The 17,152-nt window shown below is 41.3% G+C and carries 19 protein-coding genes; 15 read left to right on the top strand and 4 right to left on the bottom strand.

What is annotated here, in order from left to right; all coding sequences use genetic code 11:
* Positions 1–52 precede the first annotated feature (52 nt).
* Entirely contained in the window at positions 53–859 is an 807-nt protein-coding gene (locus FTU70_RS01830; RefSeq protein WP_026438287.1) for a tetratricopeptide repeat protein, read from the bottom strand.
* Positions 860–1,045: 186 nt separating this feature from the next.
* Positions 1,046–1,768 (bottom strand): folate-binding protein YgfZ, encoded by a 723-nt coding sequence (locus FTU70_RS01835; protein ID WP_004972410.1) that lies wholly within the window; start codon positions 1,766–1,768, stop codon positions 1,046–1,048.
* 256 nt (positions 1,769–2,024) lie between these two features.
* On the opposite strand from FTU70_RS01835, the gene acnD reads away from it, so the two are divergent.
* The 14 genes from acnD (at position 2,025) to FTU70_RS01905 (ending at position 13,482) form a co-directional block, all read left to right on the top strand.
* Positions 2,025–4,631, top strand: coding sequence for a Fe/S-dependent 2-methylisocitrate dehydratase AcnD (gene acnD / locus FTU70_RS01840; protein ID WP_180059921.1), 2,607 nt, complete (start codon positions 2,025–2,027; stop codon positions 4,629–4,631).
* 295 nt (positions 4,632–4,926) lie between these two features.
* Complete coding sequence (locus tag FTU70_RS01845) at positions 4,927–5,157, top strand: antitoxin (protein ID WP_004972406.1); 231 nt, start codon at positions 4,927–4,929, stop codon at positions 5,155–5,157.
* Complete coding sequence (locus FTU70_RS01850) at positions 5,157–5,576, top strand: type II toxin-antitoxin system VapC family toxin (protein WP_004972405.1); 420 nt, start codon at positions 5,157–5,159, stop codon at positions 5,574–5,576. The genes FTU70_RS01845 and FTU70_RS01850 overlap by 1 nt, the downstream gene beginning before the upstream one ends.
* A 130-nt stretch (positions 5,577–5,706) precedes the next feature.
* On the top strand, positions 5,707–5,850 hold the full coding sequence (locus FTU70_RS01855; protein WP_096901556.1) for a hypothetical protein: 144 nt from the start codon (positions 5,707–5,709) through the stop codon (positions 5,848–5,850).
* 107 nt (positions 5,851–5,957) lie between these two features.
* Complete coding sequence (locus FTU70_RS01860) at positions 5,958–6,530, top strand: DUF4126 domain-containing protein (RefSeq protein ID WP_136144743.1); 573 nt, start codon at positions 5,958–5,960, stop codon at positions 6,528–6,530.
* Between the two features lie 564 nt (positions 6,531–7,094).
* Positions 7,095–7,346, top strand: coding sequence for a DUF6868 family protein (locus FTU70_RS01865; protein WP_004972400.1), 252 nt, complete (start codon positions 7,095–7,097; stop codon positions 7,344–7,346).
* A gap of 119 nt (positions 7,347–7,465) precedes the next feature.
* A complete protein-coding gene (locus tag FTU70_RS01870; protein ID WP_004972399.1) occupies positions 7,466–8,179 on the top strand; it encodes an SIMPL domain-containing protein in 714 nt (237 codons plus the stop codon).
* Between the two features lie 151 nt (positions 8,180–8,330).
* Positions 8,331–8,996, top strand: coding sequence for a pseudouridine synthase (locus FTU70_RS01875; RefSeq protein ID WP_180059923.1), 666 nt, complete (start codon positions 8,331–8,333; stop codon positions 8,994–8,996).
* A gap of 279 nt (positions 8,997–9,275) precedes the next feature.
* Positions 9,276–10,208, top strand: coding sequence for a DUF5660 family protein (locus tag FTU70_RS01880; RefSeq protein ID WP_180059926.1), 933 nt, complete (start codon positions 9,276–9,278; stop codon positions 10,206–10,208).
* Positions 10,209–10,393: 185 nt separating this feature from the next.
* Positions 10,394–10,771 carry a ribonuclease E inhibitor RraB gene (locus tag FTU70_RS01885; protein WP_004972392.1) on the top strand — a complete coding sequence of 126 codons (378 nt, stop codon included), beginning with the start codon at positions 10,394–10,396 and terminating at the stop codon, positions 10,769–10,771.
* A gap of 115 nt (positions 10,772–10,886) precedes the next feature.
* Positions 10,887–11,252 (top strand): DUF488 domain-containing protein, encoded by a 366-nt coding sequence (locus FTU70_RS01890; RefSeq protein WP_180059928.1) that lies wholly within the window; start codon positions 10,887–10,889, stop codon positions 11,250–11,252.
* Positions 11,253–11,345: 93 nt separating this feature from the next.
* Positions 11,346–11,687, top strand: coding sequence for a zinc ribbon domain-containing protein YjdM (locus tag FTU70_RS01895; RefSeq protein WP_004972388.1), 342 nt, complete (start codon positions 11,346–11,348; stop codon positions 11,685–11,687).
* Between the two features lie 239 nt (positions 11,688–11,926).
* Complete coding sequence (locus FTU70_RS01900; RefSeq protein ID WP_004972386.1) at positions 11,927–12,268, top strand: YegP family protein; 342 nt, start codon at positions 11,927–11,929, stop codon at positions 12,266–12,268.
* 146 nt (positions 12,269–12,414) lie between these two features.
* Complete coding sequence (locus tag FTU70_RS01905) at positions 12,415–13,482, top strand: DUF1176 domain-containing protein (RefSeq protein WP_180059930.1); 1,068 nt, start codon at positions 12,415–12,417, stop codon at positions 13,480–13,482.
* A gap of 121 nt (positions 13,483–13,603) precedes the next feature.
* Here the strand turns inward: FTU70_RS01905 and FTU70_RS01910 are convergent, their stop codons facing one another.
* On the bottom strand, positions 13,604–14,539 hold the full coding sequence (locus tag FTU70_RS01910; protein WP_180059932.1) for a tRNA-dihydrouridine synthase: 936 nt from the start codon (positions 14,537–14,539) through the stop codon (positions 13,604–13,606).
* A gap of 176 nt (positions 14,540–14,715) precedes the next feature.
* On the bottom strand, positions 14,716–15,525 hold the full coding sequence (locus FTU70_RS01915) for an inner membrane protein YpjD (protein ID WP_180059934.1): 810 nt from the start codon (positions 15,523–15,525) through the stop codon (positions 14,716–14,718).
* Positions 15,526–15,664: 139 nt separating this feature from the next.
* Here FTU70_RS01915 and ffh point away from each other — a divergent pair, with 139 nt between their 5' ends.
* Positions 15,665–17,074: a signal recognition particle protein gene (gene ffh, locus FTU70_RS01920; protein ID WP_096902093.1), complete on the top strand. Its 1,410-nt coding sequence runs from the start codon at positions 15,665–15,667 to the stop codon at positions 17,072–17,074.
* The last annotated feature ends 78 nt before the right edge of the window (positions 17,075–17,152 follow it).

Raw genomic sequence — 17,152 nt, forward strand, 5'->3', positions numbered from 1 at the left:
ACAGACTTTTTTTAAAATTTCTCTGATTAATAGCCTTTATAAAGAAACTATCTTAACTTTTCTTAGCGGTTGCCTTGTTGGAAGCTTTGGCTTGATCTGCCATCATTTTTTCAACCACAGCCAATGATTCTTTGGCTTGCGCTACATTTTCCTGTGCCAGTGAGGCAAAAATCTTTTTCGCTTCAGGCAAGTTTTGCGGCACGATATTGCCATTCACAAACATATTGCCCACTGCCATGAGTGCAGGAATATAACCCTTTTGCGCCAAGTTTTGAATGCTTTGCAGCCCTTGCTTAATTGGTGCTTCATCTTTGTTTTTAAAGCCTGTGCTAATTTCGTACAAGGCTTTTGCATGTATGGCTTGATAATGATCTTTGGCAATTAAAGGTTGTAATAGTTTTAAACCTTTTTGGTCAGATGCTGCCGTATTTTCCGAGAAATATAAAACGGCTAAATCGACTGTGGCATCATTAAAACCCTGATTGGATGCCGTCTGTAAATATTGTTTGGCTTTAGCAGCATCCTGTTTTAAACCCAGTGCGCCAGTAAGATAGTTTTTGCCTAAAACATAACTCGCAACTGGGTAGCCTTTTTGGGCAGATTGCTCATACAACTGAATGGCTTTCTTTTCATTTTTTGCTGTGCCTTGTCCAGTTTGTGTCAAATAGCCTAAGTTATACATGGCTTGCGCATTGCCTGTTTTGGCAAGCTTTTCTAATTCCTGATAGGCATCTTTAACCTTGTTGGCTTGCATTAATTGTTCAATTTTGGCAAAAGCAGGATCGGTTGGAATGTTGCTATTTGCCATACTGATGCTGCTAGATAGGGCGATTGCACCCGCAATGAGTAGTTTTTTCATCATTTGAGTTGTACCTTGTTCTCTTTTACACATCATTCCGTTGATGTGCGTTTTGTTTTTACAGTGGTGCATTCATCATAAGTTGAAAAGTGTGAATGTAAATATAAAAAATGTGTACGAATGCTTTTTCATTGTCATTTGAAGGGAATCTTGCGACTCCCTTAACCTGAGCGGGTGGAATCTATTTTATTGCGGACGTGCAACATCGCCATTCAAATGTTCAGGCAAAGCCAATACTTGTACAGCTAACTCTTCCAAAGCACTTGGTTTGGCAACCACCAACGCTTTAAAACCTTCTGCAGTCGCTATGCTATTCACCACTTCCACATCATTATTCAGTTTGGCGGCAGGTGCAGGTGCTTCGCCTGAACCCTGAATTAAATGCAACCAATGTTTTGGTTTGGCTTTAAACCATAAACGTGCCACGACTTCCTGACCCAAATAACAGCCTTTGTCATAATGCACGCCATCTCGTTGATGCAAACGCAATTCCTGCGGTTGAAACACTTCTGCTGTTGAGGCTTGAATCCATGCCTGACCTGTTTCAATCGCTTGTAGTTGCCATGCGTTTAAATCAGTCACTTCAGCTGAAAATTCAGTTTGATTGCCCTGAATGGTTGGGTAAACCGTACCGATGGTTTCAAGCTGCATTTTTGAAAATGCACCAAACTTTTTAATGTGTTTGGCTAAATCTTCGGCTTGGTCGGCTGTGCTGATGATTTCAAAACATTCGGACGAGATTTTTTTAAGCCAGAAGCCAAACTGAACGCGTCCTTTTAAACTGCAAATTGCGGTATAACAGGTTGTATTTTCAGCTAATGTTTCGACATTGACTGTTACCTGACCTTGCAGGAATTTTTGTGCATCGACACCGTTTAAACTTAAAGCACTGAAAGCTAAATCGCGCATGAATAACCTTTCACATTGAAATCTAAGACTAAAGAATGAGGTCAATTTTGCGCTATTTTTCAAAAAAAAGCATTTTTAGGGCAAGAATTTTACTCAAAATGTAATTAAATGTTTCAAAAACCCCTGTTTTTATATTTAAGTATATGAAATATATAGGATTTGGGAAATGGGTTTTTGGCAGCGTACAATGCTTTCGACGGGTGGAAACAATCATCCCATAAGATGTTGAGAACAATAGAGTAAGGGCGAATACCAGATGAATAACAACTACCGCAAACCACTGCAAGGCACTCAGCTCGATTTTTATGACGTGCGACAAGCCGTTGAAGATATCCAGCCAGGCGCTTATGCCAAACTTCCTTATACCTCAAAAGTACTTGCAGAACAGTTAGTGCGCCGTTGTGACCCTGCAATTTTAGAACAATCTTTAAAACAATTGATTGAGCGTAAACAAGAGCATGATTTTCCGTGGTATCCAGCGCGTGTGGTGTGTCACGACATCTTGGGGCAAACTGCGCTCGTTGACTTGGCAGGTTTACGTGATGCGATTGCCGATCAGGGCGGCGATCCTTCTAAAGTGAATCCTGTCGTACCTACCCAGTTAATTGTCGATCACTCTTTAGCTGTGGAATATGGCGGTTTTGACCCAGATGCTTTCCGTAAAAACCGTGAAGTGGAAGATCGTCGTAATGAAGACCGTTTCCACTTTATTGAATGGACGAAAACTGCATTTGAAAATGTTGATGTGATTCCTGCAGGCAACGGCATCATGCACCAGATTAATCTGGAAAAAATGTCACCAGTCATTCAAAACCGTGAAGGCATTGCATTCCCAGATACTTGTGTGGGTACAGACTCACACACACCACATACCGATGCTTTGGGTGTCATTTCTGTAGGTGTAGGCGGTCTTGAAGCTGAAAACGTGATGTTGGGTCGTGCTTCTTGGATGCGTCTGCCAGACATTATTGGTGTGGAGTTGGTCGGTCAGCGTCAGGCTGGTATTACGGCAACGGACATCGTATTGGCTTTAACCGAGTTTTTGCGTAAAGAACGTGTGGTCGGTGCATATTTAGAATTCTTTGGTGAAGGTGCAGATAGCATGTCGGTGGGGGATCGTGCCACGATTTCCAACATGACACCTGAATATGGTGCAACTGCCGCTATGTTCTACATCGATCAAAACACCATCGACTATTTAACCTTAACAGGTCGTGAAGCAGATCAGGTCAAACTGGTTGAAACTTATGCTAAAGAAATTGGTCTTTGGGCATCTGAAATGACACAGGCAGAGTATCCACGTGTATTACGTTTTGACCTTTCAACAGTAACTCGTAACATTGCAGGCCCATCGAATCCGCATGCGCGTGTTTCAACTGCAGACTTAAAAGAAAAAGGCATTGCAGGTGTGGTTGAAAACCGTACTGATGGTTTAATGCCAGATGGTGCCATCATCATTGCTGCGATTACCTCTTGTACTAATACCTCAAACCCGCGTAATACTGTAGCAGCAGGTTTGTTGGCACGTAAAGCCAATGAGTTAGGTTTAGTGCGTAAGCCTTGGGTGAAATCATCATTTGCACCAGGTTCTAAAGCGGCTGCATTGTATTTGGAAGAAGCAGGCGTACTGAAAGACTTAGAAAAACTTGGTTTTGGTATTGTCGCTTATGCATGTACTACTTGTAACGGTATGTCTGGTGCATTAGACCCAGCGATTCAACAAGAAATTATTGACCGTGACTTGTATGCGACTGCTGTGCTGTCGGGTAACCGTAACTTTGATGGTCGTATCCATCCGTATGCGAAACAAGCATTTTTGGCATCGCCACCGTTGGTTGTGGCTTATACGATTGCAGGAACGATTCGTTTTGACATCGAAAAAGATGCTTTGGGCACAGATCAAAATGGTAACCCGATTTATCTGAAAGATATTTGGCCATCTGATGCTGAAATTGATGCTTTGGTGAAAGAATCGGTTAAACCTGAACAATTCCGCCAAGTGTACATTCCAATGTTCGATTTGGGAGAGTCGGAAAAATCTGAAAGTCCACTCTACGACTGGCGTCCACAAAGTACTTATATCCGCCGTCCACCATATTGGGAAGGTGCATTGGCTGCGCCACGTACTTTAGCCAATATGCGTCCGTTGGCAATTTTGGGCGATAACATCACCACAGACCATTTATCTCCATCGAATGCGATTATTTTAGACTCGGCAGCAGGGGAATATTTGGCAAAAATGGGCTTGCCAGAAGAAGATTTCAACTCTTATGCAACGCATCGCGGTGATCATTTGACTGCACAGCGTGCAACTTTGGCGAATCCGAAATTGTTTAATGAAATGGTGGTACGTTCAGACGGCACAATTAAGCAAGGTTCTAAAGCGCGTATTGAGCCTGAAGGCGAAGTAATGCGTATGTGGGAAGCGATTGAAACTTATATGAACCGTAAGCAGCCGTTAATTATTATTGCGGGTGCAGATTATGGTCAGGGTTCAAGCCGTGACTGGGCTGCAAAAGGCGTGCGTCTTGCGGGTGTGGAAGCGATTGTGGCTGAAGGTTTTGAGCGTATTCACCGTACCAACTTGGTGGGTATGGGCGTATTGCCACTTGAGTTTAAAGCGGGTGTTAACCGTAAAACTTTAGGTTTGGATGGTACGGAACTTTATAGCGTGATTGGTAATATTGCGCCACGTTCGACTTTGACTTTGGTGATTGAGCGTTCAACGGATGATGGTAAAAACCAAACGATTGAAGTGCCTGTAACTTGTCGTTTAGATACCGAAGAAGAAGTATCTGTGTATGAAGCGGGCGGTGTATTGCAACGCTTTGCGCAGGACTTCTTGGAAGGGAATGTGGCTTGATGATGTTTTAAGAATCTTCTTTAATTTTTATTCTTTAAAGAAGTGTTAGAGAATGATTATTGTTGAGAAAAGACCTCATGATTAAGTGAGGTCTTTTTTTCTGGAAGATGAATATATTGTGAATTAAACAGCAAATTCTTTGTAAACCTAACTTAATTTTCTAAAAAGTATCATTCATTCAAAAAATCAGCAGTTATCAAAAACAATAAAATTTAAAAATGGAAGTTTCGTTGGTTGAAAAACATTCAATAAATACCTATCATAAGGTATGTATTAAAAACGATGGAGTAGCCCAATGACTACCGCAAAAGTTTTTATGACAGGACGAAGTCAAGCCATTCGATTGCCTAAAGAATTTCGCTTTGAAGGCAAAGAAGTTGAAATTTTTCGTCGTGGTGATGAAGTCATTCTCCGTGAAAAACCCGTCACAGTAGATCGGTTATTTAAAGCGTTATCCCAAATGCCAAATGACTTTTATGCAGATGAAAGAGAAGATCTGCCGCCTCAAGAACGGGAAATGTTCTAATGCAAGTACAATATTTATTAGATACAAATATTTGTATTTACATTATTAAATACCGACCTGAAATTGTGCGTCAGCATTTTGAAAAACATCTTCCGCATCGAAATATATTAATTTCTGTCATTACGTTGGGAGAATTACGTTTTGGTGCAGAAAAAAGTCAACATAAAGAAAAGGCTTTAAAAGTCATAGATGAATTAACATCAATGATTCAAGTGGTTGAATTGGATGAAAATGTTGCACACCATTATGCAGAAATACGCCAGAACCTTGCATCTAAGGGGCAGATCATTGGCGCAAATGACTTATGGTTAGCAGCACATGCACGTGCAAATCATTGGGTCATGGTCACCAATAACGAAAAAGAATTTACTCGTGTCGATGGATTAAAAGTCGAAAACTGGGTATCTAATCCTTTGTAAGTGAGTTAGATTTTTTATAAAAATCATCCTTTGCCCAACTGCCATCATCACCTGTCAAAATGGACAATAGACAATCATCACAGAATAGATATACTGGATTGACCATTTCTAAACCACACGGAGAACAAAGATGGTAACTGCAGGTGATAAACCAGGAACAGGCTTCTATTTTTGTGTCCAATGCGGGCATCGCGTTTACTTAGAAATTGGTACAGACCGTCTACCACCGTGTACCAAATGCCATGGCACCGAATATAACAACAAGGTTGCCTAAGCTACACGACTTAAAACAGCTGATCCTGTTTTTAATCTAAAGCCCTATCACCCGATGGGGCTTTTTGCTATTTTACCCATAGAAAACCCAAGGCAATGAGGTACAACATGGAAACAATACTCGGTTTATGTGTCGGCATTGGGCTAAGTGCTGCCAGTGGTTTTCGGGTTTTCGTACCTATATTGGTTATGAGTGTTGCCGCGCTCATGGGTTGGTTTGAACCCTTAAAAGGTTTTGAATGGTTGGCGATGCCTGCTGTTTGTCTGGCTTTGACCGTGGCAACAATCAGTGAAATTGCTGCGTATTATGTACCGTGGGTTGATAACTTACTCGATACCGTTGCAACGCCTGCCGCCATGATTGCAGGTACACTCACCACAATGGCTGTAAGCAGTGGCGAAATGTCGCAATTTGCCAGTTGGGCTTCTGCCATTATTGTCGGTGGTGGAACAGCAGGTGTGGTGCAAATGAGTACAGTTGCGGCACGTGGTGTATCAACCGCAACCACAGGCGGTGTTGCAAATCCTGTGATTTCTACAGGAGAGTGGATTGGGGCTGCCGTACTTTCAGTGTTGTCCTTCATTGTGCCTGTATTGGTGGTTTTTGTGGTGCTCCTGACCTTAATTTGGGCAATTCGCTGGATTCGAGGAAAAAAGAAAGTTGTTGAATCCTCCACATAGGTTTGTGGTCAGTTTGAAAATATTTTAAAAATAAGTGTGGTAATAAATTTAATATTTGAGCTTTATTTGATGATTTAAGTGCATAAAAAATGTCTATTTGGAAAATTTTTTAAAATATGACTTAAAAAGTGATAAAAATTTTAAAAATTAATCAAAATAAAATCATTACGGGGAAACAATCCCATCCTCAAATCACTACTATATATCTCAAGGGTGTGATGGGGATCGAAAAGAGTAGATTGCTACCAGTTGCGTACAACGTGCGTGTAGTACTTACCCAAAAGGTCTCGATTCGGCTTAGGACGCTATAAACCAGAAGTTTATAGGCTATAAGATCATGGCTTATCCAGCATGATAGTTGAAGTAAACCACAGTTGTTTTCCCTAACACCCTAAAGAATATTGTTAAAAATATAAAAAACAAAACAAGATCAAGACAATAAAATCCAGACAAAATAAAAGCTTAAATGAATTTTAAACCATCTTTCTGCTACAAAACTCCCATCAAATTTTTCATTCAAATCTGTTAATTTGCAATAATCATCTACATCTAATTAGGTGTGATATGAGTGTTGATTACGATTTTTGGTGTCGTTTATTACTGACCTGCGCACTGATTAACTATGCCATTTTAATGCTGTGGTTTGTGGTGGTGATTTTCGCGCATGACTGGCTGCGACAGTTACATGGCAGATGGTTCAAATTGTCAGATGCAAGTTTTGATGCCATTCATTATGGCGGCATGGCAGTCTATAAAATTGGGGTATTGCTATTGAATATTGCGCCACTCATTGCGCTGTATATGATGCGACCTTAATTTAAAACTCTATAAACAAGCATCGAAAAGCATAGAAACAACCACTTTAGACAGTACATTAAAAACACACGGTCATTGAAATAGAGGCGAAAAGCCCGCAATTTGAGGAGTTGGCAAACATGAATCAATTTAAACCTGCATTGATTTTAGGCGGTCTAATTTGTTTGGGAATGGTGCTCGCAGGTTGGATATTGGGCAATAGCGCACTCAAAATTAAACAATATGAGCGTGTGGTTTCAGTCAAAGGTTTGTCTGAACGTGAAGTAAAAGCCAATGTCGCGGTGTGGCCAATTCGTTTTAGTACCGCCAGTCAAGACTTGGCCGCGCTGTACGACACCATGCAAAGCCAAACATCCCAGATTCAAAACTTTTTAAAAAATGAAGGTTTTAGTCCTGAAGAAATCACCATTGCTGCTCCTGTAATTACCGATAAATACGCCCAGCAATATGGTGGCGATGGCAATGTTGCTTTGCGTTATACCGCACATCAAACCATTACGGTCTATACCAAAAATATTGATAAAGTGCGCAGCGCACAAAGCCGTTTGGTCGATTTAGGCAAAAATGGAATTGCCTTTGGTGGTGAAGATTACGGGCAACGTACCGAATATTTATATACACAACTAAATGACATTAAACCTGCCATGATTGAGCAAGCCACACAAAATGCCCGCAGTGTTGCAGAAAAATTTGCCGCAGATTCTGACAGTCGTCTAGGTAAAATTAAATCAGCCAATCAGGGTGTATTTAGTATTGAAGATCGTGACAGCAACACGCCATATTTGAAAAAAGTACGTGTGGTGTCTACGGTGGAATACTATTTAGCAGACTAAGTTTCGCAGACTAAGTTTGACAGATTAAGCTTGGCAGACTCAGCCAATTTAAAATCTAAATCTTTACACTAAAAAGTACATCGCCCGACTGAATTGACAGTTCGGGCTGTGCTTGATATTTTGCCCGCACCGCTTTGTATGCTGTATGTTCATGGCTTTAAACGACAACTTTATTTATGCACCTCCACAAGATCCCTTAGTAATTGTCTATGAAGATGACGATTTATTGGTGATTGATAAGCCCGCAGGTTTATTGTCGGTGCCTGGGCGTTTGCCCGAACATCAGGACAGCGCATATTTAAGAGTACTCGCAGATTATCCTCAGGCAAAAATTGCCCATCGTTTAGATATGGCGACCTCAGGCATTCTCATGTTCGCCAAGCATCGTGATGCAGAAGTCGCATTGAGTAAAATGTTTCAGGCGCGAACAGTAGAAAAAAACTACATTGCTTTAATTCAAGGCAAACTTGAAGGTGAGGGCAGTGTCGATGTGCCTTTAATTACTGACTGGGAAAACCGTCCACGCCAAATTGTGCATTTCGATTTAGGCAAGCCTGCGCAAACGCTGTATCAAGCTTTGGAATATTGTGCGGTTGAAGATATTACCCGTGTTTTGCTCACCCCAATCACAGGGCGTTCGCATCAGTTACGGGTACACATGCAATATATTGGACATCCCATTACAGGCGATAAGTTATATCATCCTGAACCGAAAAAAAGTACTTTAGGTCGGATGGCGCTGCATGCCAGTTATTTGGCTTTCACGCAACCTTTAAGCCAAGTTCCTGTTGCAATTCGAGCACAGCTTCCTTTTTAGAGATTTTGGGATTCAATTTTTCTAACAGGCGCATATTTTTCAATTTTTTTGTGAAAATACTCAAAAATTGGGATAGTCTTCGTGCCGCTAACTCGCTAACGTATCCTTAGAGCTGTCGTTATTCATTTGCCTTGGCATAAATGAAGGAAATGAATAACTCGCTGTTTTAAAATTTTGTGTTTTTGAGTGTGGTGGGCTATCAAAGCGGGTTAGAAAGCGTTTTTAAAACTGAAGATGACTTTTTAAAATATGGCAGACCAATGCGGTGGGAGAAGTTATATGCTGTATATATTGGGTGCAATCATTATTGTTTTGGTGGTGATTATTTTTTGGCAATCTCAGCGCCGCCGTGAGTTGTCTGCCAGCATTCAATCTTTACAAAGCAATTTAGACCGCACTCGCTCCAATTTGGCGTCCGATGAGTTAGAAAGTAATGAATTAGAGCATCAGCTCACCATGCTACGCATCGAAATAAGCAGTTTAAAAGGTCGTTTAGAAACCTTGCAGCACTATCAACATATTTTAGACGTTGAGCAATATGTATTAGAACGTCGTCAACAAGTAGAAATGTTTGTAGAAATGATTAAATCCGAAGCGGAAAATACGCGGGAGCAGTGCAAGCAACAAGTTGAAAAAGTCCGAGATTTTTTAGCCGAGCATGAGCAAAAAACCAAAGCCAAAACGCTTAAAACAGCACAAGATCAATTGGGTGCTTTTTATAACTTGGTTGAAGAACGTCAGCAACTCGAACAGATTATGACCGCGCTGTATCATAAAATTGAACATCATACGCCTGCTTTTCAGTTGCCTGCACAGCAGCTATTGGATGATCTGATTGAAGGTTATGGCTATAGTGATGCAGCACAACACCTGCAGCAAGTACGACACAAGATTCAAGATGCGGTCAAAAATCAAGAAGTTGCGCATTGTGCTTTTGTCGATGAGCAACGCCGTCTAGCGGCAGTGACTTTGCTGGCTCAAGCATTTAATAGTAAAGCAGATTTATATTTGGCGCAGCTGACTGAACATAATCTGGCTGAATCGCTTCAAGCTTTGCAGGATGATTTTACTTTGCTGAATCATTATGCGGCTGCATTTGGACACGCAAAAATTCTAGACTCTTACTTAACACTTCGACAAGAAGAATTAAAGTTTGCTGCTTTACTGTTGGCATTTAAACAGGAAAGCATCTTGTCAGATGCCACAAATTAAACTGGCTGCAAATGCTTAAAGCAATTGTAGTGTCATGTAAAAGCAAGCTTCTGGGTAATTCAGACTAAAGTCAGTGTAAAACGAGATGAAAATTGAGTCCTTCGGGCAAATTTGTGCTATGTTGAATTCACTATTTTGTCACTTGCCAGATATATATTGGCTAAAAAGATAACAAGGATATTCGCATGACACGTGACTATGAACAATTCCCTGATGATGATAATGGCAATGTACTTTGGCAAATGCATGAAGATGGGGATGACCTGACAGAGCCACATGAGATTGAGTACTCCATCGCTTTTACCACACAAGAACAAGCTGAAAAATGTGCTTTGTATTTGTTGGCCGAAGAACAAAAAATTTCATTATTCCAAGATGAAGAATCTGACGCAGTTGAATGGATCATTACCATTTATGTTTACATGGAACCAGAGTATTCAGACATTGTCGATTTAGAGCAATGGTTCAGCAAAATTGCTGAAGAACATGGCGGTGAATACGATGGCTGGGGCTGTATGGCTTACGTCTACGATGATGAAGACGAAGACGATTACGAAGATTAAATCGGGTATCTGAAAAGCATGTGTTGATCACATGCTTTTTTATTTGTGATACATAATCTGCTGCCTAAAACTTTGGCGCTGATGACGTCATCATAAAAGATGCAGAGGTGCAAATATGGATATTGCAATCAAACGCGCTTATCTTGAAGCGACTCAGGCAGATGGAACACGGGTGCTGGTTGATCGCTTATGGCCGCGTGGTGTGAGTAAAGAACGCGCTCGTATTGACTTATGGCCCAAAGAAATTACGCCTTCGACTGGGCTGCGTAAATGGTATCATCAAAACCCTGAACAACATTGGGATGAGTTTCAGCAGCGTTATATAGCTGAATTAGCAGAGCAAGAAGAAGCTTTACAGGCGTTGTGTGAACTGGCACAGCAGCAAAAAATCACTCTGGTCACAGCAGCTAAAGATGAGCAGCACAATCATGTAGTGGTATTAAAACGCGTGATGCTGCAACGCTTAGCACAGTCCAATTAAAGAGTTTTATTTGATTATCCTTGTGCTTTATAAGGATTTTAAGTTTATGAAAATTCAGTAAAAAATGCTATAATATAGTTTTTGAGGTTTTTTATGTCTTTGCCAAATTGCCCAAAATGCCAATCAGAATACACTTACCAAGATGGCGACCTACTGATTTGTCCTGAATGCTCACATGAGTGGAAAGAAGGGGAACAGCTAGAAGAAACTGCTGCTGTGATTAAAGATGCAAACGGCAACGTGTTGGCAGATGGCGACACGGTGACTGTGATTAAAGACCTGAAAATTAAAGGTTCTTCGGCTGCTGTAAAAGTGGGAACGAAAGTGAAAAATATTCGCTTAATTCCAGATGCTGCAGATGGTCATGACATTGATTGTAAGATTGATGGCATGGGGGCTATGAAATTAAAATCTGAATATGTGAAAAAAGCTTAAGTTTAAGCAGATTTCAACAGCGCAGGCGACTTGAGTTGCCTGCGCTTTTTTATGGAGTTTATAAAAGTATTTTAGTATTCAAATTGAGCAACAATAACTTTAAGAGTGTACAAAATTAATATTGTTTTCTTGTGCCTAAGCCCTTTATATTTTAAGTGAAAAGAATATTTTTAGGCAGTTTGAAAACCTATCATCATTCAAAACACACTTTACCACTCACAAGAAAACTGGGGGCAATTATGTCAGGATGGTTTGAGATTTCACAAGCAAGCAATGGTCAGTATCGCTTTGTACTTAAAGCAGGGAATGGCGAAATTATCTTAACCAGTGAACAGTATAAGGCGAAAGCATCGGCAAAAAATGGCATCGCTTCGGTACAAAAGAACAGTCAGGATGATGGGCGTTATGATCGACTGACATCTAAGAATGATAAGCCGTATTTTAATTTAAAAGCTGCCAACCATCAGATTATTGGTACGAGTCAGCTCTATACTTCTGAACAATCGCGTGACAAAGGAATTGAGTCAGTGAAAACCAATGGCGCAAGCACCACGGTCAAGGATTTAACACAGGAATCGTAATTTTTTACATTAAATCTTGATGTTCAATTGCATTAGGAAAGCATGCTCTGGCGTGCTTTTTTATTGAGCTGAGTAGGCAAGGTGCTAAATTTAGCTTTGATTGAGCCGTTGAATTATAGATGACCATTTCAGGAGTTGCGAAGATTATGAATTTCAGATGCAATCTAAAAATATTGCTGGCGATCAGTGGTTTATTCGGTAGTGTTGGTATTTTTGCAGCACCGATCACTGCTGAAAAAACGATTGCTTCAAGCCAGTCGACTGCTTTGCAAGGACTGTATTTTCAGCATCAAGATTGGGAGTTGGCCTGTGATAATACAGGAACCTGCCGTGCCGCAGGCTACCAAAGCGATGATGATTTTGAACAACCGATCAGTATGTTATTGACCCGTCAAGCAGGTGCAAAGAGTGCTGTACAAGGGCAATTGCAAATTCAAGAAGATATTGCTCAAGCCACTTTATTTTTAAATGAACGCGCTTTGCAGCAATTAAACTTTCATGAAAGTATCGCCAATTTATCTGCTGCCAGTGTGCAAAAGCTGTTGGCACAGGCGCGTCAGCATGTCGTGATCGAGTTAAAACATGGTCAACAACGCTGGAAATTGTCTGATGCAGGCATGAGTGCAGTGTTGCTAAAAATGGATGAATTTCAAAAACGTGTGGGTACAGACTCCGCAATATTGGCAAAAGGCAATCAAGCATCCACGCAGGTCTTAAAAGCGCAAGCGATGCCTAAAATTAACATTCTCATGCAGCCTCAACACCGAACCGCCAAAGCACAGGTGCTTACCGCGGCCAGTGCAGAAAAGTTATATCCAATTTTACAAAAAACTGTAGATCGTGAAGATTGTTATATGCTGTTTGAACCTGAACAAGCAGAACAGCAGATTCATACTTATCCCTTAAATCAAGATAGCGTGTTGGTTGAGGCAAGCTGTTGGCGAGGGGCTTATAATTGGGGTGTGGCTTATTGGGTTATGGATAAAAAACTGCAAAAGATACAGCAATTTGTAACTGATTCTGCTTCAGAATTTAGCAATGGACAGATTTTTGCCTATCAAAAAGGGCGTGGAATTGGCGATTGTTTCAGTCAAATTGAGTGGGCGTGGAATGGTCAGCAGTTTGTCAAAAGCTATCAATTGGATGCAGGACAATGCAAAGGTTTTGCAGGCAGTGCATGGGAAATGCCAAGCTTTGTCAGCAAGGTTGAATAAATGACATTCACTAGGGTCTGTTGACATTTCATAAATGGCTTGTGCTGTAGGCTAAAACTGAGCAGACCCTAATAAAAGCTGAAATTTTTTAGATAAATCTGGAGCTCGCTGGATGCACTGTTTAAGTCGCGTGTGCGACTAATTTTTCAATGATTTCATCCAACTTTTTCAGACGCTTGATTTCATCCCATAAAGCTTTGGCTTCGGGGTAATGTTTCGACATCATACCGAGCCATTGTTTATAACGTCCTTGCATGCCAATTTCAGTTTTGGCAGGGCCGTGAATAAAGCGAATTTGCAGTTGCAGCAAATCTTGCCAACTCAGCAAAGGCAGGTCTGAATTTTGACGAATACATTGGGTCAAATCTGGAGTGGTGACTGCACCGCGGCCAATCATCAAATCTTCACAGCCCGATTCTAACTGGCATTGTTTGGCATCGGCATTGTTCCAAATTTCACCATTGGCAATGACATTAATCTTCAATGCTTCACGAATAGGGCGTAGCTGATCCCAAAATGCAGGAGGGGTATAGCCATCGGCTTTGGTACGTGCATGCACTGTAACCCATGCTGCGCCTGCATCTTCAATGGCATGCGCATTTTCTAGCATGAAGTTCCGATCCATATAGCCTAGACGCATTTTGGCGGAAACTGGAATATGAGCAGGAACGGCATCGCGCACCGCTTTAACCAGTTCATACACCACTTCGGGTTCATCGAGTAAAACTGAACCGCCACGATGCCGATTGACTGTTTTGGCAGGGCAGCCAAAGTTCATATCAATTGCAGGTGCACCCATAGCCGCAACTTTGGCTGCATTGGCGGCTAACATTTCAGGATTATTCCCCAAAAATTGCACATGTACAGGCGTGCCTGCGGCAGTTTTACCGTTGGTGAGTAGTTCTGGGCAATAAGTATGATAGATATGGTCTGGTAAAATACTATCTGTGACCCGAATAAACTCTGTCACACACCAGTCAAAACTGCCTACAGACGTGAGTACATCACGCATGATGGGGTCGGTTAAGCCTTCCATGGGTGCAAGAATTAGTTTCACAGGATGCTACCAGCTCAAACAAAAGTGGAGTTATACGTTTTTTTATGGAGGATGTCTAGGCAATGGCTTGGAATTGATGTGGTCTTCACAAGGACTTTAATATTTCTGTTCTCTATCTGCTCTCGGCATAAATAGATTAACTCGTTCGCTCTGATCATTGTAAAAGTGTAATCAACTCACTTCCCCAAAATCATTTCCAACACAAACTTAGAACCAATAAAACCGAGCGCCAATAAAAAGAAACCAATAATGGTAAAGCGAATCGCTTTTTGACCACGCCAACCAAACTTGTAGCGTCCAAGTAGTAATGCACCATAGACAAACCACGAAATAATACTAAACGCCGTTTTATGCGCTAAATGCTGTGCAAAGAAATGTTCTACTGTAAAGAAGCCAAAGCCTAATGCGACAGTCAGTAGGGCAAAACCTGCGATTAGCATATCAAACAGCAAAGATTCCATATCTTGCAAAGAGGGCAGCAAATTTACCCAAACTCGACGCTTTTGTTTGTTTTTGAGTTCGCGGTTTTGAAACCATATTAACACGGCATGAATGGTCGCCATCAACAATACGGCATAAGCAGACAGCGACAAAATAATATGAATGTCTAAGCCAATCGAGTTTTGGTTAATAAATAAATTATGTTGGCTGAATGAAAAACCTGCAATTAAACCCACTGCTGCTACAGGAATACCAATCAAATTTAGCGCAATTACAGGTCGGTAACTGCTGAACAGCAAGCTCAATAACAACATTAAACCCGCAGTAAATGACATTAGGTTAAACACGTTGTAGTTGACACCCATCGGCGTCCACATATCGTTATACAACACGGCAGCATGCAGCAATAAGCCCAAACTGAGCAGAGAACGAATAAACCAGTGATTTGGCGCACGTTTAGACATTAAATGTGAAAATAAATACCAAAAAGAACTGGTATAAGCGATTAATGCTAAAATCGTATAAACCAAGGGGAGACTGATCATGTCAAACCTTTTTCAGGATGATGAATATTCATTTATATAAATTCGATGCGAACTACAGTATCCTATAGCATCTTGTGCATAAATTTTCTATTTTAAAGAAACATTTTTTTGCTAATGGCTATTTTAAGCGGAATTTGCAATGTTTGATACCTTAACAGAACGACTCACGCAGAGTTTAAGAAATGTTACTGGCTCAGGGCAGCTAACCGAAGACAATATTAAAGATACGTTACGTGAAGTACGTATGGCACTTCTTGAAGCCGATGTGGCGTTACCTGTAACTCGTGAATTCATCGCGAAAGTTAAGGAAGAGGCATTGGGTCAGGAAGTGATGACTCAGTTATCCCCTGGTCAGGCGTTCGTCAAAATTGTCTATGACGAACTCACAAAAATGATGGGCGAGGCCAATGAAAGCCTTGACCTTGCTGCCAAGCCACCGGTTGTGGTGTTATTGGCAGGTTTGCAGGGTGCGGGTAAAACCACCACTGCAGCAAAATTGGCACGTTTCTTACAAGAACGTCAAAAGAAAAAAGTGGCGATGGTGTCTGCCGACGTTTACCGTCCTGCGGCAATTAAACAGCTACAAACGGTTGCAGGCGAAGTTGGCGCAATTTTCTTTGACTCAAATGCCAATGAAAACCCTGTCGATATTGCCAACCGTGCCATCGAACAGGCAAAAATTCAGTTTGCTGATGTGTTAATTGTCGATACTGCAGGTCGTTTGCACGTCGATGATGACATGATGGATGAAATCAAGGCATTACATTCAGCGATTAAACCGACTGAAACCTTGTTCGTGGTTGATGCCATGACGGGTCAGGATGCGGCAAATACAGCCAAAGCCTTTAATGATGCCTTGCCATTAACAGGTGTAATCCTTACTAAAACTGATGGTGATGCGCGCGGTGGTGCAGCACTTTCAGTTCGTGCGATTACGGGTAAACCAATTAAATTCTTGGGGATGGGTGAAAAACTCGATGCCCTAGAGCCATTCCACCCAGAACGTGTTGCACAACGTATTTTGGGCATGGGTGACGTGCTGTCTTTGGTCGAAGAAGTTGAACGTAAAATCGACAAAGAAAAAGCCGAAAAAATGGCGAAAAAACTGCAAAAAGGCGGCAGCTTCAACTTTGAAGATATGCTGATGCAGTTTGAACAAATGAATAAAATGGGCGGCATGATGGGCTTCTTAGACAAGTTGCCTGGCATGAGCAACTCAGGTATTCAAGATGCAATTGCGCAAGCCAATCCTGAAAAGCAAGTGAAAAAGATGGAAGCGATTATCCAGTCGATGACCATCAAAGAGCGTCGTAACCCAGACCTGATGAATCCAAGCCGTAAAAAACGTATTGCTGCGGGTTGTGGTATGGATGTGTCAGAAGTGAATAAGTTGATCAAGCAACATGCACAAATGGCAAAAATGATGAAAAAATTTGCCAATCCATCGGGCATGGCAAAAATGATGCGTTCACTGGGCGGTTTACAAAAGCAATTCAGTGGCGGCGGTATGGGGCCATTGTTTGGTGGCAACGACCCAACCAAGAAATAATTGTTAAAAACATCTTAGAATCAAAGTGTTAAAAAAGCAGGCGCATAAAAATGCGCCTGCTTTTTTGTTGTTCTTTAT

Source organism: Acinetobacter sp. YH12135 (assembly GCF_013418565.1).
GTDB classification, from domain to species: domain Bacteria; phylum Pseudomonadota; class Gammaproteobacteria; order Pseudomonadales; family Moraxellaceae; genus Acinetobacter; species Acinetobacter towneri.

Bases quoted from the DNA above. Each gene is read 5' to 3' on its own strand.
- FTU70_RS01830 (WP_026438287.1), bottom strand. From the start codon at position 859: ATGAAAAAACTACTCATTGCGGGTGCAATCGCCCTATCTAGCAGCATC.
- FTU70_RS01835 (WP_004972410.1), bottom strand. From the start codon at position 1,768: ATGCGCGATTTAGCTTTCAGTGCTTTAAGTTTAAACGGTGTCGATGCA.
- acnD (WP_180059921.1), top strand. From the start codon at position 2,025: ATGAATAACAACTACCGCAAACCACTGCAAGGCACTCAGCTCGATTTT.
- FTU70_RS01845 (WP_004972406.1), top strand. From the start codon at position 4,927: ATGACTACCGCAAAAGTTTTTATGACAGGACGAAGTCAAGCCATTCGA.
- FTU70_RS01850 (WP_004972405.1), top strand. From the start codon at position 5,157: ATGCAAGTACAATATTTATTAGATACAAATATTTGTATTTACATTATT.
- FTU70_RS01855 (WP_096901556.1), top strand. From the start codon at position 5,707: ATGGTAACTGCAGGTGATAAACCAGGAACAGGCTTCTATTTTTGTGTC.
- FTU70_RS01860 (WP_136144743.1), top strand. From the start codon at position 5,958: ATGGAAACAATACTCGGTTTATGTGTCGGCATTGGGCTAAGTGCTGCC.
- FTU70_RS01865 (WP_004972400.1), top strand. From the start codon at position 7,095: ATGAGTGTTGATTACGATTTTTGGTGTCGTTTATTACTGACCTGCGCA.
- FTU70_RS01870 (WP_004972399.1), top strand. From the start codon at position 7,466: ATGAATCAATTTAAACCTGCATTGATTTTAGGCGGTCTAATTTGTTTG.
- FTU70_RS01875 (WP_180059923.1), top strand. From the start codon at position 8,331: ATGGCTTTAAACGACAACTTTATTTATGCACCTCCACAAGATCCCTTA.
- FTU70_RS01880 (WP_180059926.1), top strand. From the start codon at position 9,276: ATGCTGTATATATTGGGTGCAATCATTATTGTTTTGGTGGTGATTATT.
- FTU70_RS01885 (WP_004972392.1), top strand. From the start codon at position 10,394: ATGACACGTGACTATGAACAATTCCCTGATGATGATAATGGCAATGTA.
- FTU70_RS01890 (WP_180059928.1), top strand. From the start codon at position 10,887: ATGGATATTGCAATCAAACGCGCTTATCTTGAAGCGACTCAGGCAGAT.
- FTU70_RS01895 (WP_004972388.1), top strand. From the start codon at position 11,346: ATGTCTTTGCCAAATTGCCCAAAATGCCAATCAGAATACACTTACCAA.
- FTU70_RS01900 (WP_004972386.1), top strand. From the start codon at position 11,927: ATGTCAGGATGGTTTGAGATTTCACAAGCAAGCAATGGTCAGTATCGC.
- FTU70_RS01905 (WP_180059930.1), top strand. From the start codon at position 12,415: ATGAATTTCAGATGCAATCTAAAAATATTGCTGGCGATCAGTGGTTTA.
- FTU70_RS01915 (WP_180059934.1), bottom strand. From the start codon at position 15,525: ATGATCAGTCTCCCCTTGGTTTATACGATTTTAGCATTAATCGCTTAT.
- ffh (WP_096902093.1), top strand. From the start codon at position 15,665: ATGTTTGATACCTTAACAGAACGACTCACGCAGAGTTTAAGAAATGTT.